Genomic DNA, 24,616 nt, shown 5'->3' with positions numbered 1-24,616 from the left:
ATGGTAAAAATAGTAAGAAGACTACAATTTAAAAACATCATTAGTGGATTCTTGTTTATCGCTATCTCAACCAGCGTGTTTGCTCTTAATGGGGAAGAGAAGCTAGATTCATCTGCTCAAGAACTAAAGCACTTGTTATCGCAGTTACACACTTATTCTGCTCATTTTGAGCAAAAGGTGATGGATGCAAACAACGAGTTGTTGCAAGAAGCAAAAGGAATTATCAATTTACAGCAGCCTCAAAAGCTGTACTGGGAAGTGTTACCGCCCAATGAAGCGACCTTGATTGCCGATGGCAAAACCCTTTGGCACATCGATCCTTTTGTTGAGCAGGTGATTGCTCTGGATCAGCAACATTCGGTGAAAGATCACCCTATTATGTTGTTGGCTCAGCCCAATTCCGATATTTGGGATGGCTATCAGGTTGCTAAAGTGAACGAAGGTGAGTTTATGATTACCCCCAAATCGGAGAATCAGTCAATCAAGCAGCTTGTTTTGTTTTTTGATGATGGTGTGTTGTCACAATTGATCATTCTTGATCAGCAAGAGCAGCGCAATCAGCTGATTTTTTCTGATATTAAACAGAATCAAGAGATTTCTTCTCAGCGTTTTACTTTTAGTATGCCATCAGGCTTTGAACTTGATGATCAGCGTTGATTTTCAGATAACACTAAACGTGGTTCATAGCTAATGGAACTCCAGTTTGGCGATGTGGCAAAACCCCTTGCAGCTCTATTACGACCCACTTCTATTGATGGCTATGTAGGTCAGGAGCACATTCTCGCGCCCGGTAAACCACTTTATGAAGCCATTCGTTCTGGCAATGCTCATTCCATGATTTTGTGGGGGCCTCCGGGAACTGGCAAGACGACCTTGGCTGAGATTGTCGCTCATAGCATTGATGCTCAGGTTGAAAAAATCTCTGCAGTTACCGGTGGGGTTAAGGAAATTCGAGCGGCTATTGATAACGCCAAGAGCAATGCCAGAGATTTTGGCAGACAAACCATATTGTTTGTGGATGAAGTCCACCGTTTTAATAAATCTCAGCAAGACGCATTTTTACCCTTTATTGAAGATGGCACGGTGATTTTCATCGGTGCAACTACTGAGAATCCTTCCTTTGAATTAAACAATGCTCTTTTGTCCCGTACTCGTGTTTATGTGTTGAAAAAGCTTGATGCTGATGGGCTTAAGCAGCTAATTCATCGTGCATTGAAGAAATATAGTGAAGACAATTCAGAGCTTGTCACTATTGAATCTGACGCCGAAGCACTATTAGTTGAAGTGGCATGTGGTGACGGGCGTAAGCTTCTCAACACTCTGGAGATAGCATTGCAGCTTAGAGAGAGCGGTAAAAGCCTTGATAAGCAACATATTGCTCATGCCTCGGGCGATAAAATGGCGCATTTTGATAAGGGCGGAGATTATTATTATGATCTTCTATCCGCTTTTCATAAATCCGTTAGAGGCTCATCTCCCGACGGCGCGTTATACTGGTTTTGCCGCTTATTGGTAACAGGCGCAGAACCTACCGCGATTGCCCGACGGCTTTTAGCGATTGCCTCGGAAGATATTGGCAATGCCGATCCCAGAGCATTACAATTGACCCTCAATGCGTGGGATGTGTACCACAGAGTGGGCGCTGCAGAAGGTGAAAGAGCGATTGCCCAAGCCGTTTTGTATTGTGCCTGTGCGCCAAAAAGTAATGCAGTATATACCGCGTTTAAACAAGCGATGAGTTTAGCGAAAGACACTTCTGATGCTGATGTTCCTATGCATTTGCGTAATGCGCCTACAGAGTTGATGAAGAGCTTGGGTGCCGGAGAGGGCTATCGTTATGCTCATGATGAAGCGGGGGCTTTTGCTGCTGGCGAGAACTATTTCCCTGAGCATTTACGAGCAACAAAGTTTTATTCTCCATCTGAACGAGGCTTGGAAAAGCAAATAAAGGAAAAACTGGCATATCTTGAAGGTTTAAACCAACAGAGTGACAAAAAGCGATATGAGTAGCTTGGGCATTTACGGTTTTATAGCAATAGGAGGGGCAATTGGTGCTTGCTCTCGGTATTTTATTGCAGAAATGGCGCTTCTCTGGCTTGGCAAGGATTTTCCTTTTGGTACACTTCTGGTCAACATAATAGGCTCTTTTTTATTGGGTCTACTTTACGCCATGATTGAGCAAGGCGTTATCGAAATCGTTCCCTGGCGAACCATGGTCGGGATTGGTTTTTTAGGTGCTCTAACGACATTTTCCACTTTTTCCGTCGATACTCTGCTGTTGCTACAGCAAGCACATTGGTGGAAAGGTGTTCTCAACATATTTTTGAACCTTGGCTCTTGCTTGTTAATGGCATGGCTGGGAATGCAAGTAATAAAAGGTAATTAAGATACATGCTGGACTCAAAGTACTTAAGACAAGAAATTGATTTTGCTGCCGCGGAACTGAAAAAGCGTGGTTTCGAATTGGATGTGGTGCAGTTAAAAGAATGGGAAGAAAGACGTAAATATTTGCAATCCCACACTCAAGAGCTTCAAAACGAGCGTAATGTTCGTTCCAAGTCGATTGGTAAGGCTAAGGCTGCTGGTGAGGATATTGCTCCATTATTGGCAGAAGTTGGCAAGCTTGGCGATGAGTTGGATGCAGCCAAGGCTGAGTTGGTTCAGTTGTTGAGCAATATTGAAAATGCCGCAATGAGTATTCCTAATATTCCTCATGAATCGGTTCCTGTAGGGAAAGATGAAAATGAGAACGTGGAAATTACCAAGTGGGGTACACCTAGAGAATTTGACTTTGAAGTGAAAGATCATACCGATCTTGGTGCGGATATCGACAATGGTCTGGACTTTGAAACTGGTGTAAAGCTTAGCGGTTCTCGTTTCGTTGTCATGCGCGGACAAATTGCGCGTTTAAACCGTGCATTAGCGCAGTTCATGTTAGACACTCATGCTAATCAGCATGGTTATACTGAAATGTATGTGCCGTATCTGGTTAACGCTGACAGTTTAAGAGGAACCGGGCAGTTGCCCAAGTTTGGCGAGGACTTGTTTCATACCAAGCCGGCCACTGAAGAGGGCATTGGGATGTCGTTGATCCCAACGGCTGAAGTTCCTTTAACCAACATTGCGCGTGATGTCATTTTCGACGCAGAGCAATTGCCAATCAAAATGGTGGCACATACCCCTTGTTTTAGAAGTGAAGCAGGTTCATATGGTCGTGATACCAAAGGACTAATTAGAAATCATCAGTTTGACAAGGTGGAACTGGTTCAATTAGTGAAAGCAGAAGATTCTTTCGATGCGTTGGAAGAGTTAACTGGCCATGCTGAGAAAATTTTGCAGCTCCTGGAGCTTCCGTATCGCAAAGTCGTACTTTGTACTGGCGATATGGGGTTTTGTGCTGCGAAAACGTATGATTTGGAAGTCTGGTTGCCTGCACAACATACTTATAGAGAGATTTCCAGCTGCAGTAACATGGTAGACTTCCAAGCTAGAAGAATGCAGGCACGATACAGAGCTGAAACAGGTTCGAAGCCTGAATTAATTCATACCTTAAATGGTTCTGGTTTGGCTGTAGGACGTACCTTGGTGGCGGTTTTGGAAAACTACCAGCAAGCCGATGGAAGTGTGGTTATTCCTGAGGTTTTACGTCCATACATGGGTGGACTGGAAAAAATCGGAGGTTGCTAGTACAGCCTCTTACCTTTGTTCATTAAGAGCAATGTAAGTCTGTACCATGTAGTCATCGTTGAGAGGCAATATGCAAAAAAATCAAGACCTTAAACTAGTGATGAAATTTGTCTACTGGGCTGCAATTATCGGAATTGTCGGGTTGGTTGGCTATATAGGCTGGATGATTTTTACCACTGTTTCTGCTGGTATGGCAAACGGGCAATAACGCCTCTAAGATCATAGCTATTGAGCGCATATTGTTTGCAATATGCGCTTTTTCTAACACTTCTGATTAATTCGCTCCTAATTCAGAGCCTTCCATCTTTTGATAATGCTTTACAAGCATTTTGCTGGTTTAGGTAAACCTGCGATCTTTGTTGCTTGTTTTGCTGCACCTTTAGGGAAGAGGCGGTGTAAATAGCGGCTGTTACCTTTCTCTTGTCCCAATTTGGCTGCCATAGCTTTTACTAATGCTCTGATTGCTGGGCTGGTGTTAAATTCCAGATAAAAGTCCCGCACAAAATTGACTACTTCCCAGTGTGAATCTGTTAATTCGATATTTTCTGTGGCTGCAATAATCGGAGCTAATTCTGGTTGCCAATCTGAAACTTCTAATAGATAGCCGTTAGCATCGGTTGGGATCTGTTTACCGTTAAATTCTATAAATTGACTCATAAACTACCATGTCAGTGTTTTTTCGTATTGCAAGGTAAGCTCAACAAACTCTTGGTATGAGAGCTGCTTTACATCCAGACTATGAATAGGCAGGTTGCGTGCGGTCAGATCACTCTCTAATACGAAGAGCTTATTTGAAAGCTCAGGGGTTTTTAATAGAGGAATATTGTGCTGTAAACATAAATTCAGTACGCCATCGGAGATAAACAGAATGCCATCATCAGTTTGTTTGTATTTCAAACATTGGTGTAGTGATTGATGGGAAGCGGAACTTTGTCGGATGATATGTAAAATCATTAGAACCTGAGCACCTGATCAAAAGGTTTCAAATAAGAAGCAAGCTGTTCTGGACTCATTAATGTAGCTTCAAGCAAAAGGTTTTCGGACGTAAGATTTCGCTCTTTCAGACTTTCTGTGCATACAAATATATCTTCGATGTCGTAAAACTCTAATGCGGGATAACTCTTTGTATGGTTTTTAAACCCCGATATTTCAGGTTGTTGACCTTTTAATAATTGATAAACTCCATCTTGAATGAAAAACATACCCACTTGTTGTTCAATGTTGGCAAAAGCGAATGCAGTATCGAGAGCTTCCAAACCATTTGGGTTTGAGCTTGGGGCTGTAGTATGCAATATGGCAATAGACATCAGAACTGTACTACCCTTGTCGCCTGAGTGGATAAGGCTGAAAATTCTGTCAATCCAGACATGGTGAAATGTTCAGAGAGATTATCTCCATTAAATGTCATGCGTTTGGCTTCTTCCTTATCCGCAATGCCTCTTCTGCTGGCTGCTGTTGCACATACTAGCAAGTTAACTTTATACCTGGTTGCGAGCTCTTGCCAAAGGCTTGATGCTGATGGTTCATCAGAAAGAGGAGCGTTAAATTGATTAGCATGGCTCACTCCTGACTGATAAAAGAAAATGCCCAATACCTCATGGTTTTGTTCAATAGCGGCTTTGGCAAACTCATAGGATGATTTTGCTGAGTCAGAATCGTAGTGGGGGCTGGTCACTAATATGAGGAATTTCGCCATGAATTTCTTTTATTCCTGTATCTATAAAAAAACACCCCAGCAAGTGGGGTGTTGATTGATTCTATTGAGAAAACAATTTCTTAGTCATCGTTGCTAAAAGCGGTTAGTAGGTTTAGCAAGCTAATGAAAATATTGTACAGAGACACATAAAGCGTCACTGTTGCCAATATATAGTTTTTCTCACCACCACGAATAATATCACTGGTTTGCATTAAAATAACACCTGATGAAAACAGGATGAATAATGCGCTAAGACCTAAGCTAAGAGCTGGCAGTTGAAGGAAAATGTTCGCAATAACCGCGATCAAGATAACCCAAAAGCCAGCGAACAGCATACCATTAAGGAATGACATATCTTTCTTGGTTGTCAAAACATAACCTGACAATGCGAAGAATATGATAGCTGTGCCACCTAACGCTGTGACAATCAAGTCACCGCCGCCGGCACCAATAACCATATTCAGAATCGGACCAAGTGTATAACCTAAAAAGCCAGTGAATGCGAATACACTAAGCAAACCCGCTGATGAGTTAGCTGTTTTATGGACTAAAAATAATAGGCCATAGAATCCTACTAAGGTAATAATTAGGCCAGGATGTGGTAATCCTAACGCCATTGATACGCCAGCCACTGCCGCACTGAATCCCAATGTCATAGCTAATAACATATAAGTGTTACGTAAGACTTTATTCGTCTCTAACACTGATGATTGTGAGGCGGAAGATACCGAATTGTATTGCATTACAAACTCCGTCGTTTAAATAGTATTAAGCAATAATGTTACTGACGCTATATTTAGGGGCTTTAGGGCAAATTTTCAAGTTGAATCGTACGGAACGACTGAAAAATTTAGTAAATAGATGTTAATTGAACAAATTGCGCAAAGATAAAGCAGTCAGTAAGTTAATGTTAAATTTACTCTTTACAAGCTGAATAAACGACTTTAATATGCCGCTCACGTCACGGAGAGGTGGCAGAGCTCGGTTTAATGCAGCTGACTTGAAATCAGCCGTAGGTTTATCCCTACCGGGGGTTCGAATCCCTCCCTCTCCGCCAAGCATTCAAAAACCCCGACTTTTAAAGTCGGGGTTTTTTCGTTCTAGCACATGAAAATATCCGTTTCAGAGTTTGATATTTTTGTTATCGTTATTTTCCCGATGAGATCACGTCTTTATATTTACAGGTTTCATACGCTCAATTGAAATAGTGTGGTAGTAAATATTCATCGTCGCTTTATTTATTGATCAATATTGAAATTAAATACTCGGATATTCCGAGTTCATATACGATATCGTTCAGTTTGACATTAAGATGCAAATATTCTCTGACATCTTCATTCGAAATTCTTGTCTGGTAGGGGGCTATTATTACCCAAAGGCATTTCAGTGAACGAAATGCTATAAAGTATTTACTTTGCGAGTATTAATTTTTCCTTGATATGAAGGAAGCAATAAAGAAAGGGCTAACACGTTTAAGTTAGTCTATGAAAAACAGAATTTATATTTAGATTTAAAAGAAGTTAGCCGGGGAATACCGGCTTAGGCTTCTTCTGCTTTTAATGCCGCAACATTATAGTCAACTTCAGTTTTATGATTGGCGCGTTCTATATACTGCCTAATCAAACTGTGCGGGCTATAACCGCAAGCCGTTGCCATTGCTATGAACTGGTTAACTGTAGGAGAACCTACACCTTTTTCCCAGTTTTCGTACGTTTTGCGAGTTCTTACATCGGCAAACTGAGCCATTTTCACAGTGGTCATGGCGGCCTGCAATCTCATCTTACGCAAATCTGAACCTTTAATGTACACTACTGTTTTGAACCTTCTAATTGCACGTATTGAAAACGTAATTGAACAACATTGGCAAAGTATCAAAGAAAATCGGGCAAAGTTGCCCTGATTGTTATAAGATCGCAAAAAATTTATAATTAAATAATTGGAAGTAAGCTAAAATGGCTAGAAAAGGTAAAGATAACATCCTTGCGGTTGCCTACGGTCAAGCCATCGAAGCTGCGATTGCACGATCGGGTAAATCATACAAAGAAATTTGTGACTATTTTGATTTGGACGAGAAGTCCTTATATCGTTACCGATTAGGGGAATCGCAGGCACCGATGGAGCTTGTCATGGCTATTTGGACCTATTGTGGACTTGAAGTTGCTAAAGAACTAAGGAATGATATTAAGGATCTGATAAGGCGATCCCGTTATGGAACGGCGATCTTAAAGCAACTTGGCATCAAATGATAAGATTTGCGGTAATTCTTCTCGCATCTTTTCTTACATATACAAACATAGGTAACGATCCACTACTCGACTCATTATTTATTGCCGTCGGGTTGTGGGCTGTCTATGAGAATCGTCAGCACATCAACATATATAGTCTTATCATCATCATAATAGCGATGAGGCTGTTAGAGGTTGTGCTAATGCATTGGCTTGGAGGCAATCGGCCAATGGTTTTTTATCCTACTTATATATTCATTGATGTAACCACTGTTTTACTCATTATTTTTAAAATTCCTCTCCTCAGTTATTGGGAGAACTTCCAACGCGGAAGTTTTGATGCCAAGCAATATTGTATAACCCGGGCTGATTTTTTATTGGTTGGCATCTATGCGGTGTACCTGTTTGTCACAATGATGTCTTTTATTGAGCATTGGTATCGTCATATAGAAGACCTTCCTGTTTTAGTTGATTTGTTTGAATATTTGTTCCAGTTCGAGTCAATAAAAGGGCATTATGCCCAATATGGTATCTACGATGTTCATTCATTAACCGAGTATTTCTTTTTACAAGCTCGTCATGTTTATGATGCTGCTCCTACATTTAAAGCATATTTTAATATCCTTGAGCATGCATCCATATTGGCTACAAGCTACAAGTTTATGCAGTCAAATCACATTGTTAAAGTGTGATTTAATTAGATAAGTTTTCATACTTCTTCCATAATTATTTCGGGTGTATTTACCCTGAAATTAAATTATGAGGAAATCTATGAAATTACTAAATAAAATTAAGTCTCCACTATTTGTTACTGTTTTTGCTTCAAGTTTGTTTGCGCTTCCCGAAGCCGCAGCAGAAGATAATTGGCTGGATTCATTTAAATTTAAAGTTATTTCAATATATAAAGAGGGAGGGGTTATTGTACCGCAGTCTGGTTCAAAACAACCTGATCCCAATTCAGATGATACTAATGGATAACTGACAACCTGTTGATTTATAATAATAAAAATAATTTTGGTTGGAAGGTAAATAGAGTTAAATGGGGGCTAGCTTAGTTTATAGCTCACAGGGAAGTGGTTTAGAAGTAGCTAGTTGTATTTAAAATATAATATAAGTTGTTTTTTCTTATATTTGAAATTTTTTTATTTGGTAAAGATTTAATTTCAGTTTTCTATACGCTTAAAATTTGTTTGCTTTTTACTTAAATGACCGACAGGGTAAAATTAATTAATGAATTCTTAATGGTTCAATAAAACTGGATGTTCAGGTGTGCATATTTGAAAGGTGTGTTTTTCATTTTTAAGGTTGGTTTTATTTGTCAATGTGAAGTTATGTTGCGTAATAACTAACTGAATTTTAAAATTATTCATGTTTGCGAATGCGCTGCCGATACAGAAATGCAATTAGTTGATGATCGTTATTCCTTGCTCTTAATGTACAAAATGATGGCGCATTATTGAGTGAGACGCTTAATTTACGATAACCCTATGTAACTGGCTGAGGTAAAACGTAAACCGCTGATGTGTTGGTCTTTGCTTGATTGTTGGTTAATTGCTCAGTTAAACCGATAATTGATGTTATTGTGAGTAAAAAATGATGTAGACTACGGGCTCTTTAAGCTGTGCTTTTTACACAGTGAATATTCTGAAAGGAAGGGGCGTGGACTCACAAGACAAAGAGATAGTGTTAGGCTGCCGATGCGGTGGTGTTCCATCTGAGCCTCAAAGAGTCAAAGAGTGTAAGGATCGTTGGATTATTAAATGTACTGTTGAACGATGTTTTGCAAAAAATATTGGTCAAGGCAGAAAGGAAACTGTCGATGGATGGAATCGATTAAGTGAACATCTCTACCGATGATCGATAATTATGTTGGACTTTAAAATTTCATAGAGCTGTTCTGATAATTTTATTCGCCTATGGTAATGCCTTCAATATCAGGAATGGTATTTTGGTTAGACATTGCTTTAGGCTCATTCATTTTGGAGCTATTGCTTGGTTAAACTTCTATTAGTTGATGACCACGATTTAGTGAGAACTGGCATCCGTCGTATTTTGGATGATGTGGAAGGATTCAATGTAATAGGTGAAGCACAAACGGGTGAGGAAGCGGTTAAAATGTGTCGTAAATCGCCTCCTGATGTTGTGTTGATGGATATGAGTATGCCTGGGATTGGTGGTTTGGAAGCAACAAAACAGGTATTACGGATTTGTCCTGATGTGCGTGTTATTGCTTTGTCTGTTCATAAGGAAAACCCGTTTCCGTCGATGGTTATGCAAATGGGGGCCTTTGGATATCTGACCAAAGAAGCGGATCCTCAAGAGATGATTCGTGCAATTGAAAAAGTGGCCAAAGGGCAGAAGTACATTACGCCTGAAATTGCGCAACAAATGGCGCTTGCCAAGTTCGATTCTAACGACGAAGACCCTTTGAAGCAATTATCTGAGCGTGAGCTTCAGATTATGCTGATGTTGACTAAAGGCGTTAAGGTGCCTGATATAGCAAGCCAGTTAAATATCAGCACTAAAACGGTTAACACACATCGTTATCGCATGTTTGAAAAACTCAATGTTGATTCGGATGTTGAATTAACTCATTTGGCATTGCGCCATAATTTGATTAATCCTCAGCAGTTGTAATGGTGCAATCAGCATTTGATCATAAAGCCTTTCTAAAAAGCCTTACCCAACAGCCTGGTGTATACAGAATGTATAACCAGAAGCAGGAAGTTATTTATGTGGGTAAGGCTAAAAATCTTAAGAAGAGAGTTAGTAGCTATTTTAAGTCTAATCTGGATAGCCCAAAGACTATTTCGCTAGTTCGGCAAATAGCGGATATGGATGTCACTGTTACTCACAGTGAAACAGAGGCTTATATTCTTGAAAACAATTATATAAAGAAATATAAGCCGCGTTATAACGTTTTACTTCGCGATGATAAATCTTATCCATTTATTTTTCTTTCTGGTCATCAACATCCACGGTTAGCTATTCATCGAGGTTCTCGGCGTGAATCTGGTGAGTATTTCGGCCCATATCCGAGCGCTTGGGCTGTGCGAGAGAGTTTGCGGTTAATGCAGAAGATCTTTCCTGTTCGGCAATGTGAAGACGCTTACTACAAAGCTCGAACGCGCCCTTGTTTACAGCATCAGCTAAAACGTTGTTCCGCTCCTTGTGTTGAAGGTTTTGTCTCCGATGATGAATACCAACAGCAAGTGAATTTGGCTCGTATGTTTTTGAAAGGAAAAAGCCATCAAGTGATTGATACCATGGTGGGACTAATGGAAGAGAGTAGTCGTGACCTAGAGTTTGAAAAGGCGGCCAGATATCGCGACCAAATTGCCGCACTTCGAAAAGTTCAGGAACAGCAGTGGGTGAGTGGCGATCAGGATGAGCTGGATGTGTTTGGATTTGCTTATCGTAATGGTATTGCCTGCATTCAGGCTTTCTTTATTCGAGATAATAAGCTCTTGGGGAGCAAAAGTTATTTTCCGAAAGTCCCTTCTTCTGATGAAGATGAAAAAGACGTATTTCATTCGTTCTTATTGCAGTTTTATTTAGCGGGCAATAAATCGATTCCAAAGCAAATTGTATTGCCAATGAAGCTTGATGATGCAGAAGAGATTAGTAATTTGCTTGGCAAAGAGGCTGACCACAAAATTCAGTTTTTTTATGGTGCTCGTGATGAAAAGAAGCGGTATTTGCAATTGGCTAATACGAATGCCGAAAATGCTCTGGAAGCAAAACAGGCTCACCAAAAATCTGTTCGAGCACGGTTTTTAGAGCTGGAATCTATTTTAGAGTTGCAGCAACCATTGCAGCGTATGGAATGCTTTGATATTTCTCATACTTCAGGCCAGCAAACTGTGGCGTCATGTGTTGTTTTTAACCGGGAAGGGCCCTTAAAAACAGATTATCGACGTTATAACATTGAAGGCATTACGCCGGGTGATGATTACGCTGCTATGGCTCAAGTGCTAAAACGCCGATATAAAATCACAGCGGCAGAAGAGAAAATTCCCGATATCGTGTTTATTGATGGTGGTAAAGGGCAATTAGCTCAAGCTGAGGCTTTTTTTGATCAGTGGCAGGGGGCTAGAACGCCACTACTTATAGGTATCGCGAAAGGCACTTCAAGAAAACCAGGGTTAGAAACTCTGATTATGGCAGGAAGTCACGATACCATTCCTATGCCTGCTAATTCTGCGGCTCTTCATTTAGTTCAACATATCCGCGACGAGTCACATCGCTTCGCGATTGCAGGGCATCGCCATAAACGCCAGAAAGTGAAGACCCAGTCTAAATTGGAATCTATTCCTGGTGTGGGTGCGAAACGCAGACAAAGCCTGTTAAAATACCTTGGTGGAATGCAAGAAGTCTTAAATGCCAGTTCAGAACAGCTGGCGAATGTTCCCGGGATTAGCCCGGAGTTAGCATCTTTGATCTATGATCATCTACATAACTAGGTGATAAGAATTGTACATCCGAGTCGAATATTAATATCAAAAATGGATATATCTTCATTTCTGATTATGTTTGTTTTTTTAGTTGTAATTGTGTTGTTATGTTTGGTTTGATGAAATTGTAGCCAAACAGAGTTGATTTAATCCTGTGAATTCTCTTTGGTAGCGTGTTTATTGATTGATACCGGAGATGAATAGGAAACCTGTTCAACAAAACACCTCTAATAAGAAGAATTTATATGCTGAACATCCCAAATATGTTAACCATTATGCGAGTGATGCTGATCCCGGTATTTGTCGTTGTGTATTACATCGATTGGAAATGGGCTCATCAGTTAGCTGCGTTTATCTTTTGGTTTGCGGCTGTAACAGACTGGTTTGATGGATATCTTGCAAGAAAGTTAGGTCAGTCCACGCCTTTTGGTGCGTTTTTGGATCCTGTGGCGGATAAATTAATTGTTGCTGCGGCGCTGTTAATGATCACCCACACATACGCTACTCCATGGATTACTATTCCTGCTGTCTTGTTAATGGCGAGAGAAATTTTTGTTTCGGCTTTGAGAGAATGGATGGCAACAAATGGTCAATCAGACACAGTAAAAGTGTCTTTTTGGGGAAAAGCAAAAACGATGGCGCAAATGTTAGCGTTGATCGGTTTGTTATCAGAACTTGAAATTTTGGCGATAGGGGATTTGGAGATCCCAATATATTGGGTATCCCTAGGATATATTCTGCTATATATAGCGACAGTGCTGTCAGTCTTTTCGATGATGCAATACTTTATTGCTGCGAAAAAATATCTACTAATAGCCCAAAAAACTAACTTATAACACACTGGTAGTTGTACGAAACTACCCAAACTCCATACAATGCGCTGGTCAAATAATTTGGCGCAAGTTAAAAATTCAGCAGTTAAACATTTGTCCTTAAATTTGTTATTGACAGTCAACATCTTAACTGTAGAATGCACATCACATTTTGCGGCGGCAATGAAAAATACCGGCGCAAACTGCGGGAATAGCTCAGTTGGTAGAGCGCAACCTTGCCAAGGTTGAGGTCGCGAGTTCGAACCTCGTTTCCCGCTCCACAACCTTTGGCGGGTTGGCAGAGTGGCTATGCAGCGGATTGCAAATCCGTGCACCCCGGTTCGACTCCGGGACCCGCCTCCAAGTTTTACATCATTTAGGTTATCTAAATTCCAGTGCCCGGGTGGTGAAATTGGTAGACACAAGGGATTTAAAATCCCTCGAAGGCAACTTCGTGCCGGTTCAAGTCCGGCCCCGGGCACCAATTTCCAAAGTCTTTAAAATCAATAGGTTAAGCGGTTTTTTTTAATAAATTCCGAAACCGTTTGAATTGGCTCTACCCAATAAACGGGGGATCAGCATTCATTCCTCGTTCGATTAATTATTCCATCCCATCCACAATGGGTCATCACTCTTAACCGATAATTCTCAAAATTCCTGAAGGCTCTACCCAATAAACGGGGGATCAGCATTCATTCCTCGTTCGATTAATTATTCCATCCCATCCACAATGGGTCATTACTCTTAACCGATAATTCTCAAAATTCCTGAAACCATACGCTCTTCTCGATAGCATTTCCATTTTGTTGTGGAAACCTTCAGTTATGCCATTGCTTTTTCTGAACCTCCACATAGCTACAATAGGTTGTAGCCAGGATGTTATACCAATCCCATTAAAAGTATGATCTAATTAAGTCAGTGAAGACAAAACAGATAATTAGATGCTAAAAAAGATAGATTTCACAGCGCTTTCCAAAAAGGAAACTAACGCAGCTAAAAGGATCAGGTTACTTGCATTGGCTCATTACAGTGAAGGAATGAACAAAGCACAAATAGCTAGAACACTTAAGGTCAGCAGGGCAAGTGTAAATAAATGGGTAGCGGCTTTTCTGGATAAAGGAATTGATGGCCTGGATGCCAAATCTCCTCCCGGTCGTCCTGCATCGCTGTCATCAGAACAGATAAAAAAGCTATCTCGCTATATTGAATATCATAGTCGTTCTGATGTCGGGGGAAGACTGACGGGAGCCGATATCCAAGCCTGGATATCGAGCCATCTGAATGTGGATTATAAAATGTCCAACATTTACCGTCTCTTGCATCAATGGGGTTTTTCATGGATTTCCAGCCGTTCAAAACATCCAAAGCAATCGCAAAATGCTCAGGAAGAGTTTAAAAAAACTGGAGATTAATGTGATCAAACTTTGTCCAGGACATCTGCCTCTGAACAATGTTGATATCTGGTTTCAGGATGAAGCTCGCTTTGGTCAGCAAAATACCACCTCTCGTTTATGGGCAAGAACTGGCAGTCGCCCACGCGCAGTCAAACAGCAACAATTTGAATATGCCTATCTTTTCGGTGCTGTCTGTCCCGCAACCGGTGAAACAGAAGCGCTCATAACGCCGTGGGTCAACAAGGATGCAATGACATTGCACTTGAAACAGATTTCTGAACGTACTAAACCGGGGCGAATGGCTGTCGTCATCATGGATGGCGCAGGATGGCATACAGAGGACACGATCCAACAGTTTGATAATATTCGTATGCTAAAGCTTCCTCCCTACTCGCCGGAACTGAATCCGGTTGAACAGGTATGGAGTTGGCTTCGTCAGAACGCACTATCCAATCGCATATTTGAAGGGTATGAAGATATCGTGGATGCATGTAGTGACGCCTGGAATACATTTGTCAAAGATACCCATCGTGTTATCTCTTTATGCACCAGAAAATGGGCACAGTTAAATGGCTAGGTTTTTAATGGGATTGGTATTAAGGTGTTCGCCAACGCTTTGAGAGGGCTGGCTTTCATCTGCTCCAACAATGCCAGAAAGCCCGGTAGTTTGGATTGCATACGGCGCTTATTCACCGTTTTAAGTAAAACATACCGATTCAGCTTTTGTTTCACATCATAGAGCGCTTTTAATACAGGATAATTATCCAGATATGCGTGTAATCTCACTCGGCTCTTATCACTCAGATTCCATTCGTGACGACGCATCAAGCTGAGTAATCCCCGGTTCTTTCGGCCTTGTTCGTCTTGTTGCTTCCAAGCTTTGAGGAAATGATGATTAATCAGTCGAACAACGTGAAAACGGTCAGCCACGATAATGGCGTTAGGGAAGTAGTGTTGGGCAATTCGACGATAGGTTTCGGATAAATCCATGACGACTATCTGAACCTGCTCACGTCCCTGCATCCTTTTTAGATAGCGGCTCAAGCTTGGCTCTGAACGTCCCAGTTTAACATCGAAGACTCGATGGTTTTTCAAATCAACAAAGGTTGTGGCGTACCCTTTCTTCTTGGTGAAAAAGTGTTCATCAATGCCTAATATTCGAGGACAAGTGCGCCCCGTTAATGATGAAGAGCCTGACTTCCTTGTATTTCTGATTAATCAAAGACTGATACCAGCGTTCAACGGTCGCAGGACTAATGCCGTGAATCCGTGAAATTTTACGTTGCGTTACGCCTTCGTGATGCGCTTCAAAGACTTCTAGTCGAAAAGCTTCAGAAGACCGAAACCGCGGTAGAATGCCTTTAAATTGATGCCTGAAATAACGCCCACAGTCCAAGCAGTGATACTTTGGCACTTTCAGGTGCAAGGTCATCAGCTGATTACCCTGGCGGGTATGCTTGATGGTTCTCTTGTGTGTGGCTTTTATCCTTAACCTGTTGCTATCACAATGCTTACAGTTCGTTCTGTTGAACGGCCTCGCCCAAACATCAATGCTGTCATGTCTAAAGACCTCTTCAATTATTAATTCTTTTATGCCTAAAATGGCACCTGCGTGGGACATGGGTATTGCTCCATTAAATGATCTTCGCAAAATCAGTTTAATTAATGCCTGTGTCCCCCGTTAATGATGAAGAGCCCATTGTTCTTCCTAAAACGCTGCATAGTCACTATAGGTTGCTGCCATATCTAACGCTTTGGAAAAGCTGGCTTGATGAGATATAAGTGATGAAAAAATATATAAAGGGGCTTAAAGAGCACAGGGAAAGAAAAGCAAAGGCAATGTTAGTAAATGTTTTTGAGTCTTCTAATTTGGATATAAATGCACACGGGAAACCATTTTTAGACGATATTATTAAAAACATAATTCCGTTACAAAATAGAACAAGAGGCTCCATCTTTGAAGTCATGGCAGAAGTGATTATCGGCAATACCTTTGGTATTACTGATTTTGATAAGCAAGTGTCATTTGTGACTCCTTATGGGGTTAGAAGAATTGATTTATTTTCAAAGAATCAAGCTGTAGCAATAGAAATTAAATCTGGGTTTGCGAGGCTGAACAGCGCTACGAGAGCTCAGGTCAGGAAAGATATTAGTATTTTAAACAACGAAGATTCTGTAGACAGGGTGGTGTGGTTTTGTTTTAGAGGAGCGACTAAGCCACTTATTAAACATTTGACTGAATCTCAAATTGAGTATGTTGATCTCGAATATGACAAACTCGACTGTGATGTTGAGGGAGAGCCAAAAACTATTATTATGGAGGCTCATAGTTAAAACCGCCTTCCATTCAAACAGGGTATCCAGAATTTGGCTCGAATACGTCTTGTTTGCTGCGCCAGGTTTATCTTCTACGCTTTTACTTGATTTAATGCACTGCTTTTGAGACGTTATCTTGCCTGCTATCTTAAACGATTAATTTCGCTTGTGCTTTGGAGAATCTATGTTGTCACGTTGCACTGTTCTGGTATTTCTTTTCATGTTTTCACTATTAGGATGTCAATCTACTGAATCCTATTCAAATTCGAAAAATGACCAATACTCACCTGAGCCTTACGTCAAAGTTAAACATCCTGAGTGGAGTAAGAATGCCATTCTTTATCAATTGAATACCCGTCAGTTTACTGAGGAAGGCACATTTGTAGCTGCTGCCGCACAGCTTCCTCGGTTGAAAGAATTAGGTATTGATATCATTTGGCTGATGCCCGTTAATCCTATTGGTGAGTTGAACCGTAAAGGTACTTTGGGCAGTCCTTACTCTGTTAAAGATTACTATGGTGTTAACCCTGAATTTGGTTCTCTGGATGACTTGAAATTCTTTGTCAATCAGGCTCATGAATTGGGTATGAAAGTCATCCTGGATTGGGTGGCGAATCATACTTCATGGGACAATGAGTTACGCACGACAAACCCGGAGTGGTATCAGCGTGACTATAAAGGTGATTTTCGCCCAACGCCGTGGTGGGATTGGTCTGACATCATTAATCTTGATTATTCTCAACCCGGTATTCGTGAATATATGACTGCTGCTATGAAATATTGGGTTCAGGAAGTGGGGATGGATGGTTTCCGTTGTGATGTCGCCGGATTTGTTCCTGTTGATTTTTGGAATACGGTTAGACGAGAGTTAGACAGCGTGAAACCTGTGTTTATGCTGGCTGAGTGGGAGTCTCGTGACTTGCACGCCTACGCCTTCGATATGACTTATGCCTGGAGCTGGAGTGAATATATGCACAAGATTGTGCGTGGCGAGGCGGATATGCCTCTTTTATTTAAATACTATTCATGGAATGAAAGTGCTTTTCCCAGAGAAGCTTATCGTATGACTCATGTTGCCAATCATGATTCCAATGCTTGGGAAGGTACCATGTTTGAGAATTATGGTGATGCACTGGAAACGGTAATCGCGTTAAGTGTTATCGGTGAAGGAGTACCCATGATGTATAACGGTCAGGAAGCAGGTAATGACCGTCGTCTCAAGTTCTTTGAAAAGGATCCTATTCAGTGGAAAGCACATCCAATTGGGGATTTATACAAAGCATTGTTTGCGCTTAAACATAAAAATACTGCGTTATGGAATGGACAATATGGCGCTCGAATGATTCACGTGCCGAATGATAATCCCAAACGCGTGCTCAGCTTTGTGCGGGAAAATGAACAAGACAAGGTATTTGCAGTATTTAACTTTTCCGATACCGCACGTGAAGTGAAATTTGAAGAAAAGCTGTATCATGGACGTTATCAGGATGCTTTTTCTGGCGATGAGGTTTTTATGTCCGCCGACTCTAGCGTGATTCTGCCTGCATGGGAATTTAAGGTTTTTGTGAAGTAGTAGTTCTATAAAACTTCAAAAATAAAAAGGTGCTCAGATTTTTACCAGAGCACCTTTTTTGTTTGTGTGTTATCTCTACGGGTTATTGATCTTAAGAAGCTACTGCCAGGTTTGAAACATGCTTGCTATTGATTGCCATGAAGACATCGAAGAAGGTTGATCTTCTTTGAATATCAATAGGTAGGTGCAGTTTTCTTGAAATATCACTGGCTGAGAAAATCCCCCTGATTTTGTGGTTATCTCTTGAGATGACTAAGGCATGTTGCTGACCGCTATCTCTAAGAGCGTTAATCACGTCACGGATATTGGCACGTGACAGCTCTTCAATATCCAGTGCCATTAACGATTCTTTCTTTCTCATCATTTCAGTGATTGGAATTTCGTTACGCAGGTTTCCTTCCGAGACTTTCATAACCAGCTTGCGATCGATCAGGTCATCAGCGCTGATAATGCCAACAAAATGATTGTTTTCATCAACGACCATTTGCAAGCGAACATGGGTTTTTTGCATTAGCTCTTTAGCTTCAATGGCCGATGCGCTTGAGTCGATCATTAATGGCTCAGTTACGCTGAAGTCAGTTAAAAAAGTAAGAGCTGGTGAATCCAGGGTAATCTGATTAGTTTCTTGAGGTTGGGCTAATTCATCAACGCTGGATACATGGTAAAAATGTAATTTTTTCATTGGACTATACTCCAAAAAAGGACTCACTCGAATTGCCATCATTAATGGCGATACACATTGATAACGAATGATGATTGAGCTACACGGCTTTTTGTTATCTTTCCTGCGAATGCAGGTTTATAAAGCGTGTTTAGCTCAGGCCAATGAAGGTGGTGCTCTTATTGAGTATGCCGTTGATGTCTGTTCAGACAAATGAACTGCGAGAACAGAATAATAATGATATTGAGGGGAGGAAGTCAGTTCATGAAGCGTTGAAACAATAGCATCGTCACTATCAAATTCGACATTATTGCTTTCATTGTCTGGAGTATCTGATAAGGCAATGACAGAACCCGCTGGGTTGTCGAACATGAGTAAGCCGACATCAGCGTTTACGCTGTTAATGAGAAGCAAACTAAAATAGAGTAGTAAGCGTTTCATTTCGGTTCTCGTTTATTTAGCCTTATTAGTCGACTTATTAGTCTTCTCTGATTTATACAGCGACAACATCCTTATTCTTTAATTCCCTTTGTGCTTATCTTAACGATAGCATAGGAAACAGAACTCGGCGAAATCTTGTTTATTGAGTGTTGTTCTTAATTGTTAATGAATATTTCATAGTAGAACGAGGATATTCAATGCCTGTATTTATCGTATGACTTGATATCATCATAGGCTTGATTGTCTAATTTCCAGGCATCGCCAATCAGATCAATCTCATCATTTTCTATTGTGGGTAACGGATCATCAGGTTCATGCTCATTTTCCCAATCATATTTTTTACGTTCCAGCTTCGGATCCCATTTGTAAAATATAGCCGCACTCAAGACACCAAATATGGCTCCAAACAAATGATATTCAAAGGAAATTTGTTGTTCTCTGGGGAGTATGGTCAGCACCATGCTGCCATACATAAAGAAGGCGATCATCATCAAGGCAATTGAGCGTTTGTCTCTACGTAAAATACTGGTGATCAGTAAATAAAAGAAAATACCGTGAGTCAGGCCACTGGCGCCAACATGGTAAGAATCTCGAGCAAACAGCCAAACACCGATTCCTGAACCAATCCAGACCAACGGAATAACCCATTTGCTGGATTTCGGGTAACCATAAAAAAGTACCGTTCCCAGAATTAGAGTAGGGAGTGTATTGCTAAACAAATGCTCATAAGAGCCATGGATTAGAGGTGCGGTTAAAATACCGATAAGCCCTGATAGTTCACCGGGATACACACCAAGGAGCTGTAGTTTTAAATGGAATAATTGCTCACTGGTTTTGATGAGCCAAAGCACTAAAACGAAAAGACAGGTTTTAGTTATTGCCGATTTGAATGTTGGTGTCGTGTTCATAAATCCGATATGGGGAAGCCTTGGGTAAAAATAAAGGGGGAATATGAAAAGACTACGTTTCTATTTTGGGGAAGTGCGCGAGAAGGCTTGGAACTGAGTTTGCAAAGCCATATTATTTTGTTAGGGTCTGAGTCCGTTTTATGCGTAAGCAATGAACTTTTCATTTTTAGTTAAATAGCAGGTCAAATAGTCGATGTCCTCAATAGTATTAAATTTTGCTCACGCAAATGGGTTTCCGAGTAAAACCTATCGCCAGTTTTTTGCTGCCTTGCCAGATAACTATTCAATTATTGCAAAGGATATGTACGGGCATGAGCCTAAGTTCCCGGTGTCCAACAACTGGCAAAACCAAATCAATGAAATGATCGAGTTTGTTGAAAACAATAGCGACACACCCGTTTATGCCGTAGGGCATTCTTTTGGTGCTGCATTATCACTACAGGCATGCTGTACCCGCCCTGATCTATTCAAAGGGCTTATTATGATGGAGCCGCCAGCATTCACCGGCTGGAAAAGTTACGCTATACGCTTAATGAAGCTGACTGGGTTGACCTCTCGTTATACTCCGGCAGGTAAAGCGGAAACCCGAAAGCAAGTGTGGCGAAAAGATGAAGATGTTCATGCTTATTTCAGAGGCAAACCATTATTCAATCAATTTTCAGATGAATCATTGGATGACTATGTTCAGGCGGGTATTTTGTCTGAAGATAATGAAAAACGTCTTGCTTTTAAGGCATCAGTAGAAGCTGATATTTTTCATTCGGTTCCTCATAACTTGCACCATTTGAAAGGCAAGCTTAAGGTTCCCGCAACCTTGGTCACTGCGGCAGACGGAGGAGTGTTGCCTCCTGCCATGGTCAGTAGTTTGCTACGCTTATTTCCCATGCAGCATCGTCAATTTCATCGAGGTGGGCACTTGTTTCCACTAGAGCAACCTGTTCATGCAGCTAAACTATTAGTTGAGCTGATTGATGAAATGGAGTCTAACCGTGCAGATTAATTGTGATTTGGGTGAAAGCTTTGGCGCTTGGTCAATGGGGCATGACGAAGCCTTTATGGAGCTTATTGATTTAGCCAACATTGCATGCGGGTATCATGCCGGTGATCCATCCGGTATGCGAAAGACCTTATCTTTAGCCATGCTGCATAATGTTTCTGTTGGTGCTCATCCTGCTTACCCTGATTTACAAGGCTTTGGTCGACGCAGCATGAATATGGCGCCTGAGCTCATTACGGATATGCTGCTTTATCAAATTGCTGCACTAGATGGCATGGCACATTCTCTGGGCACAAAGGTCAGCTATGTAAAACCTCATGGAGCTTTATATAACGATATGATGGTGAAGCCGGAAGTGCTGGATGCTGTAGCTAAAGCTATCAATGAATATCATCGTCCTATCAAGCTTATGGTTCAGTCCTTGCCTGAAAACAACCAAGCGAGAGAAATCGCATCACGGCACGGTGTTGAGCTTATGTTTGAAGCCTTCGCAGACCGTCTTTATACCGATGCTGGCTTGCTCGCGTCGCGTCAAATCGCTGGTGCTGTGTTACATATTGATGAAGTGGAAGAGCAGGTGAAACGATTGAAAAATGATCGTGAAGTGAAGACTCAAAGCGGCAAGCTGATCCCGTTGGAAGTGGACTCAATTTGTATTCATAGTGATGGGGAAGGGGCTTTAGCGAAGGCTCGGATAGTCCACCAAACCATGAAAGGCTCTTAATCTCATTAATTACAATTATCGGTTCGTCATTTGATTACATCAACTTTTGAAATCAGTGGATTGGCATCTTTGCTTAAGGTGAGGGCTAATGCTGACAACGCCTTTACCATTTATATTGGTGACAGTAACAGTGAACAAACGCTTTTTCAGGTGATGTCATTAGCTGCGCTGCTCAGAGGATGCGAGGATTTTTATGATGTTGTTCCTGCCAATAATAACATCACTGTCTTTTATGACCCGATATTCATTGGTTACAAACAGGCAAAATCTCGCTTGGAATCATTGCTAACAAATGAGGCGTGGCTTCAAGAATGTATCAACGATAGAAATATCGTGAGCGTTCCAGTGTTCTATGGTGGCGAGTTGGCGCTGGATTTAGTGTCATTAAGTAAAGAGTTAAAGCTTGAGCTGGATGAGATTATCGAGATTCATAGTCGCGTTATTTATCAGGTTACTGCTGTTGGCTTTGCTCCTGGTTTTGCTTATATGGATGGTGTTTCTGAGAGGATTAGACTGCCTCGTAAAACCACTCCGAGAACCTTTGTTCCCAAAGGTGCGCTGGCGATCGCCGAAGGACAAACGGCGATATACCCCACTGATTCACCCGGGGGCTGGCATATTATCGGTCACTGTCCCATTCCAATGTTTGATCTGTCTAGCCCAGATATATCAAGGTTATCAGTGGGTGACAGAGTTAAGTTTCAATCGGTTTCGCAACAGGAATATCAATCTTTGTTAAAACAAGGATAAAAGAGAAGTAAGCTACATGACTCAACCCACTGGATTTAGCGTTATTAAGCCTGGTTTCCTTACTTTACTGCAGGATTTGGGACGCAAAGGTGTTGCGCATTTGGGGGTAAGCACTTCTGGCGTGATGGATTATTGGTCTGCGCATTGGGCCAATCGTTTGTGTGGTAATGCGTCTTATATGCCTGTGCTGGAAATTGTCATGGGTGCGCTTGAACTCAAAGCCTTGGCCTCTACCGTTATGTGTGTGACCGGTGCTGATGTTAAAGTTACTATCAATGGACAAAAACGTGCGTGTTGGCAGAGCCATGCTATTCGTGCTGGCGATATCTTGAAAATAGAAAGACCCGATATTGGAATGCGTAATTATCTGGCGGTTCGAGGTGGTTTTGTCGTGCAACCCATTTTAAATAGTGTTGCCACCAATATGCGTGAAGGTATTGGTGGCATTACTGGTGATGGGCAACTTATTCGAGCGGGTGATCTGTTGCAATATCGACAAACAGCAGCAACGACTTCATTGATATTGCCTAAGCGCTTTATTGATTGGGGCTGGTTTGATGATGTGGGCTGTGATCCAGGCACCATCAGAATGATACCTGGTGGGCAATATAGCCAGTTTTCAAAGTCAGCAAGAAAAACTTTGCTGAGTAACTCATATCGAATATCTCAGGACAGCAACCGGATGGGGTATCGCTTGCAAGGGAAAGCAGTAGTACACGATATGCCCGGAATGCTTTCCGAAGCAACGGGGCTTGGTGCTATACAAGTTCCGGGCGATGGGCAGCCAATAGTGTTGTTGCAAGATCGACAAACATTAGGTGGTTATCCTAAAATTGGATCTGTGTGCGCAGTGGATTGCTGGCGGTTGGCGCAGCTTGCTCCGGGTGAGACGGTTAAGTTTAAACTGGTTTCCTTACATCGCGCTCAGTCCTTGTTTAGGCAATTGCATATTTACATGCGTTCAATTTCACCTATTTCCAGTAATTATTGAAAATAATGAGTCTTAATTGCCAAAAATAAAGATAAGTTGAATGCAGCATGGCAAGCTGCGTGGCATAATCCGGCGTCGAATATCCAGCTAACAGGAATTTATCTTTTCATGAGTATTGTGTTTTTAAACGGACAATTTATCCCAGAGAATGAAGCACGTATTTCACCTATGGATCGAGGCTTTTTGTTTGGTGAAGGTCTCTACGAAAGTATTCCTACCTATAGCGGCAAAATTATTGGTGCCAAATTGCATCTGGATAGATTGAATTTTGGCCTTGATGCGTTGCAAATTCCTCACCCAATGTCTCACGCTGAGTGGGTAGAGCTATTCAATGAAATATTGCAACGCAATGAAGGCGATAACCTTGGCATTTATGTTCATGTGACACGAGGTGTGTCGCAAAAGCGTTTCCATGGTTACATGAGCGATACTGCTCCCACGGTATTTATTCGTACATTCTCCATTAATGCGCCTTTAGAGGCTGGGGCTGAACCTTTGCAAGTGGCTAAGGTGCTTAGTCAGGAAGATAGACGCTGGGATCATTGCAATATCAAATCTACATCGCTTTTGGGCAATGTACTGCATTTTCAGCATTCACATCAGCAAGGCTATGACGAAACACTGTTGTTCAATGAACACAATGAATTAACCGAAGCCAGCTCAGCGAATGTGTTTGTTGTTAAAGGCGAAGTTATTAGTACGCCAGTGTTGGATAAGCAAATCTTACCCGGCATTACTCGAGACATTCTCATACAGGTACTACAACGATTTGCAGGTATTACCGTTGAAGAACGAGCTATTTCGATGGATGAAGTCAAAAATGCTGATGAAATCTGGCTGACCAGTTCAACCAGAGAAATCATGCCAGTAATCGAACTGGATGATCATCCTGTGGGTAATGGCGCTATTGGAAATGTATGGCGAAAGGTTCAGCCATTATATGCCACTCATAAATTCGATATTTAATATTGTGAAGTAATAGAAGTT

30 protein-coding genes, 4 tRNA genes and 1 pseudogene are annotated in these 24,616 nt (G+C 41.3%); 23 read left to right on the top strand and 12 right to left on the bottom strand.

Features of this window, described 5'->3' with window-relative positions:
- The 5 genes from lolA (at nt 1) to KIH87_RS11170 (ending at nt 3,895) form a co-directional block, all read left to right on the top strand.
- Complete coding sequence (lolA, locus tag KIH87_RS11190; RefSeq protein ID WP_232357958.1) at nt 1-657, top strand: outer membrane lipoprotein chaperone LolA; 657 nt, start codon at nt 1-3, stop codon at nt 655-657.
- A 33-nt stretch (nt 658-690) separates the two neighbouring features.
- On the top strand, nt 691-2,010 hold the full coding sequence (locus KIH87_RS11185) for a replication-associated recombination protein A (protein WP_232357957.1): 1,320 nt from the start codon (nt 691-693) through the stop codon (nt 2,008-2,010).
- Nucleotides 2,003-2,386 carry a fluoride efflux transporter CrcB gene (crcB, locus tag KIH87_RS11180; RefSeq protein ID WP_232361470.1) on the top strand — a complete coding sequence of 128 codons (384 nt, stop codon included), beginning with the start codon at nt 2,003-2,005 and terminating at the stop codon, nt 2,384-2,386. The genes KIH87_RS11185 and crcB overlap by 8 nt, the downstream gene beginning before the upstream one ends.
- Before the next feature lie 5 nt (nt 2,387-2,391).
- Nucleotides 2,392-3,687 (top strand): serine--tRNA ligase, encoded by a 1,296-nt coding sequence (gene serS / locus KIH87_RS11175; protein WP_232357956.1) that lies wholly within the window; start codon nt 2,392-2,394, stop codon nt 3,685-3,687.
- A gap of 70 nt (nt 3,688-3,757) precedes the next feature.
- Nucleotides 3,758-3,895: a hypothetical protein gene (locus KIH87_RS11170; RefSeq protein ID WP_232357955.1), complete on the top strand. Its 138-nt coding sequence runs from the start codon at nt 3,758-3,760 to the stop codon at nt 3,893-3,895.
- A gap of 110 nt (nt 3,896-4,005) precedes the next feature.
- Here the strand turns inward: KIH87_RS11170 and KIH87_RS11165 are convergent, their stop codons facing one another.
- The 5 genes from KIH87_RS11165 to KIH87_RS11145 all read right to left on the bottom strand — a co-directional run bounded on the left by KIH87_RS11165 (nt 4,006) and on the right by KIH87_RS11145 (nt 6,126).
- Nucleotides 4,006-4,344 carry a TusE/DsrC/DsvC family sulfur relay protein gene (locus KIH87_RS11165; protein ID WP_232357954.1) on the bottom strand — a complete coding sequence of 113 codons (339 nt, stop codon included), beginning with the start codon at nt 4,342-4,344 and terminating at the stop codon, nt 4,006-4,008.
- 3 nt (nt 4,345-4,347) lie between these two features.
- Nucleotides 4,348-4,641, bottom strand: coding sequence for a sulfurtransferase complex subunit TusB (tusB, locus tag KIH87_RS11160; protein WP_232357953.1), 294 nt, complete (start codon nt 4,639-4,641; stop codon nt 4,348-4,350).
- Nucleotides 4,641-4,994, bottom strand: a complete 354-nt coding sequence (gene tusC / locus KIH87_RS11155) for a sulfurtransferase complex subunit TusC (protein ID WP_232357952.1) — start codon at nt 4,992-4,994, stop codon at nt 4,641-4,643. The genes tusB and tusC overlap by 1 nt, the downstream gene beginning before the upstream one ends.
- Nucleotides 4,994-5,383, bottom strand: coding sequence for a sulfurtransferase complex subunit TusD (gene tusD / locus KIH87_RS11150; RefSeq protein WP_232357951.1), 390 nt, complete (start codon nt 5,381-5,383; stop codon nt 4,994-4,996). Before tusD ends, tusC begins: the two co-directional genes overlap by 1 nt.
- A gap of 80 nt (nt 5,384-5,463) precedes the next feature.
- Nucleotides 5,464-6,126, bottom strand: coding sequence for a Bax inhibitor-1/YccA family protein (locus KIH87_RS11145; RefSeq protein ID WP_232357950.1), 663 nt, complete (start codon nt 6,124-6,126; stop codon nt 5,464-5,466).
- Nucleotides 6,127-6,348: 222 nt separating this feature from the next.
- Between KIH87_RS11145 and KIH87_RS11140 the strand changes: the two genes are divergently transcribed.
- A tRNA-Ser gene (locus KIH87_RS11140) sits at nt 6,349-6,440 on the top strand.
- 482 nt (nt 6,441-6,922) lie between these two features.
- Here KIH87_RS11140 and KIH87_RS11135 read toward each other — a convergent pair.
- A complete protein-coding gene (locus KIH87_RS11135) occupies nt 6,923-7,162 on the bottom strand; it encodes a helix-turn-helix domain-containing protein (protein WP_232361469.1) in 240 nt (79 codons plus the stop codon).
- A gap of 173 nt (nt 7,163-7,335) precedes the next feature.
- On the opposite strand from KIH87_RS11135, the gene KIH87_RS11130 reads away from it, so the two are divergent.
- The 9 genes from KIH87_RS11130 (at nt 7,336) to KIH87_RS11090 (ending at nt 13,358) form a co-directional block, all read left to right on the top strand.
- Complete coding sequence (locus tag KIH87_RS11130; protein WP_232357949.1) at nt 7,336-7,629, top strand: hypothetical protein; 294 nt, start codon at nt 7,336-7,338, stop codon at nt 7,627-7,629.
- 209 nt (nt 7,630-7,838) lie between these two features.
- Nucleotides 7,839-8,300: a hypothetical protein gene (locus KIH87_RS11125; RefSeq protein WP_232357948.1), complete on the top strand. Its 462-nt coding sequence runs from the start codon at nt 7,839-7,841 to the stop codon at nt 8,298-8,300.
- A gap of 79 nt (nt 8,301-8,379) precedes the next feature.
- Nucleotides 8,380-8,586 carry a hypothetical protein gene (locus KIH87_RS11120; protein ID WP_232357947.1) on the top strand — a complete coding sequence of 69 codons (207 nt, stop codon included), beginning with the start codon at nt 8,380-8,382 and terminating at the stop codon, nt 8,584-8,586.
- Between the two features lie 1,014 nt (nt 8,587-9,600).
- Complete coding sequence (gene uvrY / locus KIH87_RS11115; protein WP_232357946.1) at nt 9,601-10,245, top strand: UvrY/SirA/GacA family response regulator transcription factor; 645 nt, start codon at nt 9,601-9,603, stop codon at nt 10,243-10,245.
- Nucleotides 10,245-12,071 (top strand): excinuclease ABC subunit UvrC, encoded by a 1,827-nt coding sequence (gene uvrC / locus KIH87_RS11110; protein WP_232357945.1) that lies wholly within the window; start codon nt 10,245-10,247, stop codon nt 12,069-12,071. The genes uvrY and uvrC overlap by 1 nt, the downstream gene beginning before the upstream one ends.
- Nucleotides 12,072-12,307: 236 nt before the next feature.
- On the top strand, nt 12,308-12,898 hold the full coding sequence (gene pgsA, locus KIH87_RS11105) for a CDP-diacylglycerol--glycerol-3-phosphate 3-phosphatidyltransferase (protein ID WP_232357944.1): 591 nt from the start codon (nt 12,308-12,310) through the stop codon (nt 12,896-12,898).
- Nucleotides 12,899-13,079: 181 nt separating this feature from the next.
- Nucleotides 13,080-13,155, top strand: a tRNA-Gly gene (locus KIH87_RS11100).
- A gap of 8 nt (nt 13,156-13,163) precedes the next feature.
- Nucleotides 13,164-13,237, top strand: a tRNA-Cys gene (locus KIH87_RS11095).
- Between the two features lie 34 nt (nt 13,238-13,271).
- Nucleotides 13,272-13,358 (top strand) — tRNA-Leu (locus KIH87_RS11090).
- A gap of 201 nt (nt 13,359-13,559) precedes the next feature.
- On the opposite strand, the pseudogene KIH87_RS11085 reads toward KIH87_RS11090, so the two are convergent.
- Nucleotides 13,560-13,733: pseudogene (locus KIH87_RS11085) on the bottom strand (transposase); the annotation flags it as partial.
- 82 nt (nt 13,734-13,815) lie between these two features.
- Here KIH87_RS11085 and KIH87_RS11080 point away from each other — a divergent pair.
- Nucleotides 13,816-14,845 (top strand): IS630 family transposase gene (locus tag KIH87_RS11080; protein WP_232357943.1). Its coding sequence is split into 2 segments (ribosomal slippage): nt 13,816-14,268 and nt 14,270-14,845, totalling 1,029 coding nucleotides; the frame shifts between segments, so codons are not numbered across the junction.
- On the opposite strand, the gene KIH87_RS11075 is transcribed toward KIH87_RS11080, so the two are convergent.
- Nucleotides 14,842-15,363 carry a transposase gene (locus tag KIH87_RS11075; RefSeq protein ID WP_232357942.1) on the bottom strand — a complete coding sequence of 174 codons (522 nt, stop codon included), beginning with the start codon at nt 15,361-15,363 and terminating at the stop codon, nt 14,842-14,844. The genes KIH87_RS11080 and KIH87_RS11075 overlap by 4 nt on opposite strands.
- Before the next feature lie 49 nt (nt 15,364-15,412).
- Complete coding sequence (locus tag KIH87_RS11070) at nt 15,413-15,889, bottom strand: helix-turn-helix domain-containing protein (RefSeq protein WP_232357941.1); 477 nt, start codon at nt 15,887-15,889, stop codon at nt 15,413-15,415.
- A 164-nt stretch (nt 15,890-16,053) separates the two neighbouring features.
- Between KIH87_RS11070 and KIH87_RS11065 the strand changes: the two genes are divergently transcribed.
- The gene (locus tag KIH87_RS11065; protein WP_232357940.1) at nt 16,054-16,602 is read left to right on the top strand and encodes a hypothetical protein; all 549 of its coding nucleotides are present in this window, start codon (nt 16,054-16,056) and stop codon (nt 16,600-16,602) included.
- 166 nt (nt 16,603-16,768) lie between these two features.
- Nucleotides 16,769-18,157 (top strand): alpha-amylase family glycosyl hydrolase, encoded by a 1,389-nt coding sequence (locus KIH87_RS11060; protein ID WP_232357939.1) that lies wholly within the window; start codon nt 16,769-16,771, stop codon nt 18,155-18,157.
- A gap of 91 nt (nt 18,158-18,248) precedes the next feature.
- On the opposite strand, the gene KIH87_RS11055 is transcribed toward KIH87_RS11060, so the two are convergent.
- From KIH87_RS11055 to KIH87_RS11045, 3 genes are all read right to left on the bottom strand, one after another.
- A complete protein-coding gene (locus tag KIH87_RS11055; protein ID WP_232357938.1) occupies nt 18,249-18,839 on the bottom strand; it encodes a CBS domain-containing protein in 591 nt (196 codons plus the stop codon).
- 135 nt (nt 18,840-18,974) lie between these two features.
- A complete protein-coding gene (locus KIH87_RS11050) occupies nt 18,975-19,259 on the bottom strand; it encodes an NDNF family FN3 domain-containing protein (RefSeq protein ID WP_232357937.1) in 285 nt (94 codons plus the stop codon).
- Between the two features lie 194 nt (nt 19,260-19,453).
- Nucleotides 19,454-20,167, bottom strand: a complete 714-nt coding sequence (locus KIH87_RS11045; protein WP_232357936.1) for a rhomboid family intramembrane serine protease — start codon at nt 20,165-20,167, stop codon at nt 19,454-19,456.
- Nucleotides 20,168-20,360: 193 nt separating this feature from the next.
- Between KIH87_RS11045 and KIH87_RS11040 the strand changes: the two genes are divergently transcribed.
- From KIH87_RS11040 to KIH87_RS11020, 5 genes are all read left to right on the top strand, one after another.
- Nucleotides 20,361-21,167, top strand: coding sequence for an alpha/beta fold hydrolase (locus KIH87_RS11040; protein ID WP_232357935.1), 807 nt, complete (start codon nt 20,361-20,363; stop codon nt 21,165-21,167).
- Nucleotides 21,157-21,888, top strand: coding sequence for a 5-oxoprolinase subunit PxpA (locus KIH87_RS11035; protein WP_232357934.1), 732 nt, complete (start codon nt 21,157-21,159; stop codon nt 21,886-21,888). The genes KIH87_RS11040 and KIH87_RS11035 overlap by 11 nt, the downstream gene beginning before the upstream one ends.
- Before the next feature lie 30 nt (nt 21,889-21,918).
- Nucleotides 21,919-22,638, top strand: a complete 720-nt coding sequence (gene pxpB, locus KIH87_RS11030) for a 5-oxoprolinase subunit PxpB (RefSeq protein WP_232357933.1) — start codon at nt 21,919-21,921, stop codon at nt 22,636-22,638.
- Between the two features lie 16 nt (nt 22,639-22,654).
- Nucleotides 22,655-23,629: a 5-oxoprolinase subunit C family protein gene (locus KIH87_RS11025; protein ID WP_232357932.1), complete on the top strand. Its 975-nt coding sequence runs from the start codon at nt 22,655-22,657 to the stop codon at nt 23,627-23,629.
- A 108-nt stretch (nt 23,630-23,737) separates the two neighbouring features.
- On the top strand, nt 23,738-24,595 hold the full coding sequence (locus KIH87_RS11020) for an aminotransferase class IV (RefSeq protein WP_232357931.1): 858 nt from the start codon (nt 23,738-23,740) through the stop codon (nt 24,593-24,595).
- Nucleotides 24,596-24,616: the final 21 nt, after the last annotated feature.

The sequence above is a fragment of the Paraneptunicella aestuarii genome (genome assembly GCF_019900845.1).
In the GTDB taxonomy this organism is placed as follows: domain Bacteria; phylum Pseudomonadota; class Gammaproteobacteria; order Enterobacterales; family Alteromonadaceae; genus Paraneptunicella; species Paraneptunicella aestuarii.
Note: the sequence above shows the minus strand (reverse complement) of the source record. Positions and strands in the feature narration are given on the sequence as shown.

What these genes read in the sequence shown, in the direction of transcription:
- lolA (WP_232357958.1), top strand. Translation starts at nt 1, where the DNA reads ATGGTAAAAATAGTAAGAAGACTACAATTTAAAAACATCATTAGTGGA.
- KIH87_RS11185 (WP_232357957.1), top strand. Translation starts at nt 691, where the DNA reads ATGGAACTCCAGTTTGGCGATGTGGCAAAACCCCTTGCAGCTCTATTA.
- crcB (WP_232361470.1), top strand. Translation starts at nt 2,003, where the DNA reads ATGAGTAGCTTGGGCATTTACGGTTTTATAGCAATAGGAGGGGCAATT.
- serS (WP_232357956.1), top strand. Translation starts at nt 2,392, where the DNA reads ATGCTGGACTCAAAGTACTTAAGACAAGAAATTGATTTTGCTGCCGCG.
- KIH87_RS11170 (WP_232357955.1), top strand. Translation starts at nt 3,758, where the DNA reads ATGCAAAAAAATCAAGACCTTAAACTAGTGATGAAATTTGTCTACTGG.
- KIH87_RS11165 (WP_232357954.1), bottom strand. Translation starts at nt 4,344, where the DNA reads ATGAGTCAATTTATAGAATTTAACGGTAAACAGATCCCAACCGATGCT.
- tusB (WP_232357953.1), bottom strand. Translation starts at nt 4,641, where the DNA reads ATGATTTTACATATCATCCGACAAAGTTCCGCTTCCCATCAATCACTA.
- tusC (WP_232357952.1), bottom strand. Translation starts at nt 4,994, where the DNA reads ATGTCTATTGCCATATTGCATACTACAGCCCCAAGCTCAAACCCAAAT.
- tusD (WP_232357951.1), bottom strand. Translation starts at nt 5,383, where the DNA reads ATGGCGAAATTCCTCATATTAGTGACCAGCCCCCACTACGATTCTGAC.
- KIH87_RS11145 (WP_232357950.1), bottom strand. Translation starts at nt 6,126, where the DNA reads ATGCAATACAATTCGGTATCTTCCGCCTCACAATCATCAGTGTTAGAG.
- KIH87_RS11135 (WP_232361469.1), bottom strand. Translation starts at nt 7,162, where the DNA reads ATGAGATTGCAGGCCGCCATGACCACTGTGAAAATGGCTCAGTTTGCC.
- KIH87_RS11130 (WP_232357949.1), top strand. Translation starts at nt 7,336, where the DNA reads ATGGCTAGAAAAGGTAAAGATAACATCCTTGCGGTTGCCTACGGTCAA.
- KIH87_RS11125 (WP_232357948.1), top strand. Translation starts at nt 7,839, where the DNA reads ATGGTTTTTTATCCTACTTATATATTCATTGATGTAACCACTGTTTTA.
- KIH87_RS11120 (WP_232357947.1), top strand. Translation starts at nt 8,380, where the DNA reads ATGAAATTACTAAATAAAATTAAGTCTCCACTATTTGTTACTGTTTTT.
- uvrC (WP_232357945.1), top strand. Translation starts at nt 10,245, where the DNA reads ATGGTGCAATCAGCATTTGATCATAAAGCCTTTCTAAAAAGCCTTACC.
- pgsA (WP_232357944.1), top strand. Translation starts at nt 12,308, where the DNA reads ATGCTGAACATCCCAAATATGTTAACCATTATGCGAGTGATGCTGATC.
- KIH87_RS11070 (WP_232357941.1), bottom strand. Translation starts at nt 15,889, where the DNA reads ATGTCCCACGCAGGTGCCATTTTAGGCATAAAAGAATTAATAATTGAA.
- KIH87_RS11065 (WP_232357940.1), top strand. Translation starts at nt 16,054, where the DNA reads ATGAAAAAATATATAAAGGGGCTTAAAGAGCACAGGGAAAGAAAAGCA.
- KIH87_RS11060 (WP_232357939.1), top strand. Translation starts at nt 16,769, where the DNA reads ATGTTGTCACGTTGCACTGTTCTGGTATTTCTTTTCATGTTTTCACTA.
- KIH87_RS11055 (WP_232357938.1), bottom strand. Translation starts at nt 18,839, where the DNA reads ATGAAAAAATTACATTTTTACCATGTATCCAGCGTTGATGAATTAGCC.
- KIH87_RS11050 (WP_232357937.1), bottom strand. Translation starts at nt 19,259, where the DNA reads ATGAAACGCTTACTACTCTATTTTAGTTTGCTTCTCATTAACAGCGTA.
- KIH87_RS11045 (WP_232357936.1), bottom strand. Translation starts at nt 20,167, where the DNA reads ATGAACACGACACCAACATTCAAATCGGCAATAACTAAAACCTGTCTT.
- KIH87_RS11040 (WP_232357935.1), top strand. Translation starts at nt 20,361, where the DNA reads ATGTCCTCAATAGTATTAAATTTTGCTCACGCAAATGGGTTTCCGAGT.
- KIH87_RS11025 (WP_232357932.1), top strand. Translation starts at nt 22,655, where the DNA reads ATGACTCAACCCACTGGATTTAGCGTTATTAAGCCTGGTTTCCTTACT.
- KIH87_RS11020 (WP_232357931.1), top strand. Translation starts at nt 23,738, where the DNA reads ATGAGTATTGTGTTTTTAAACGGACAATTTATCCCAGAGAATGAAGCA.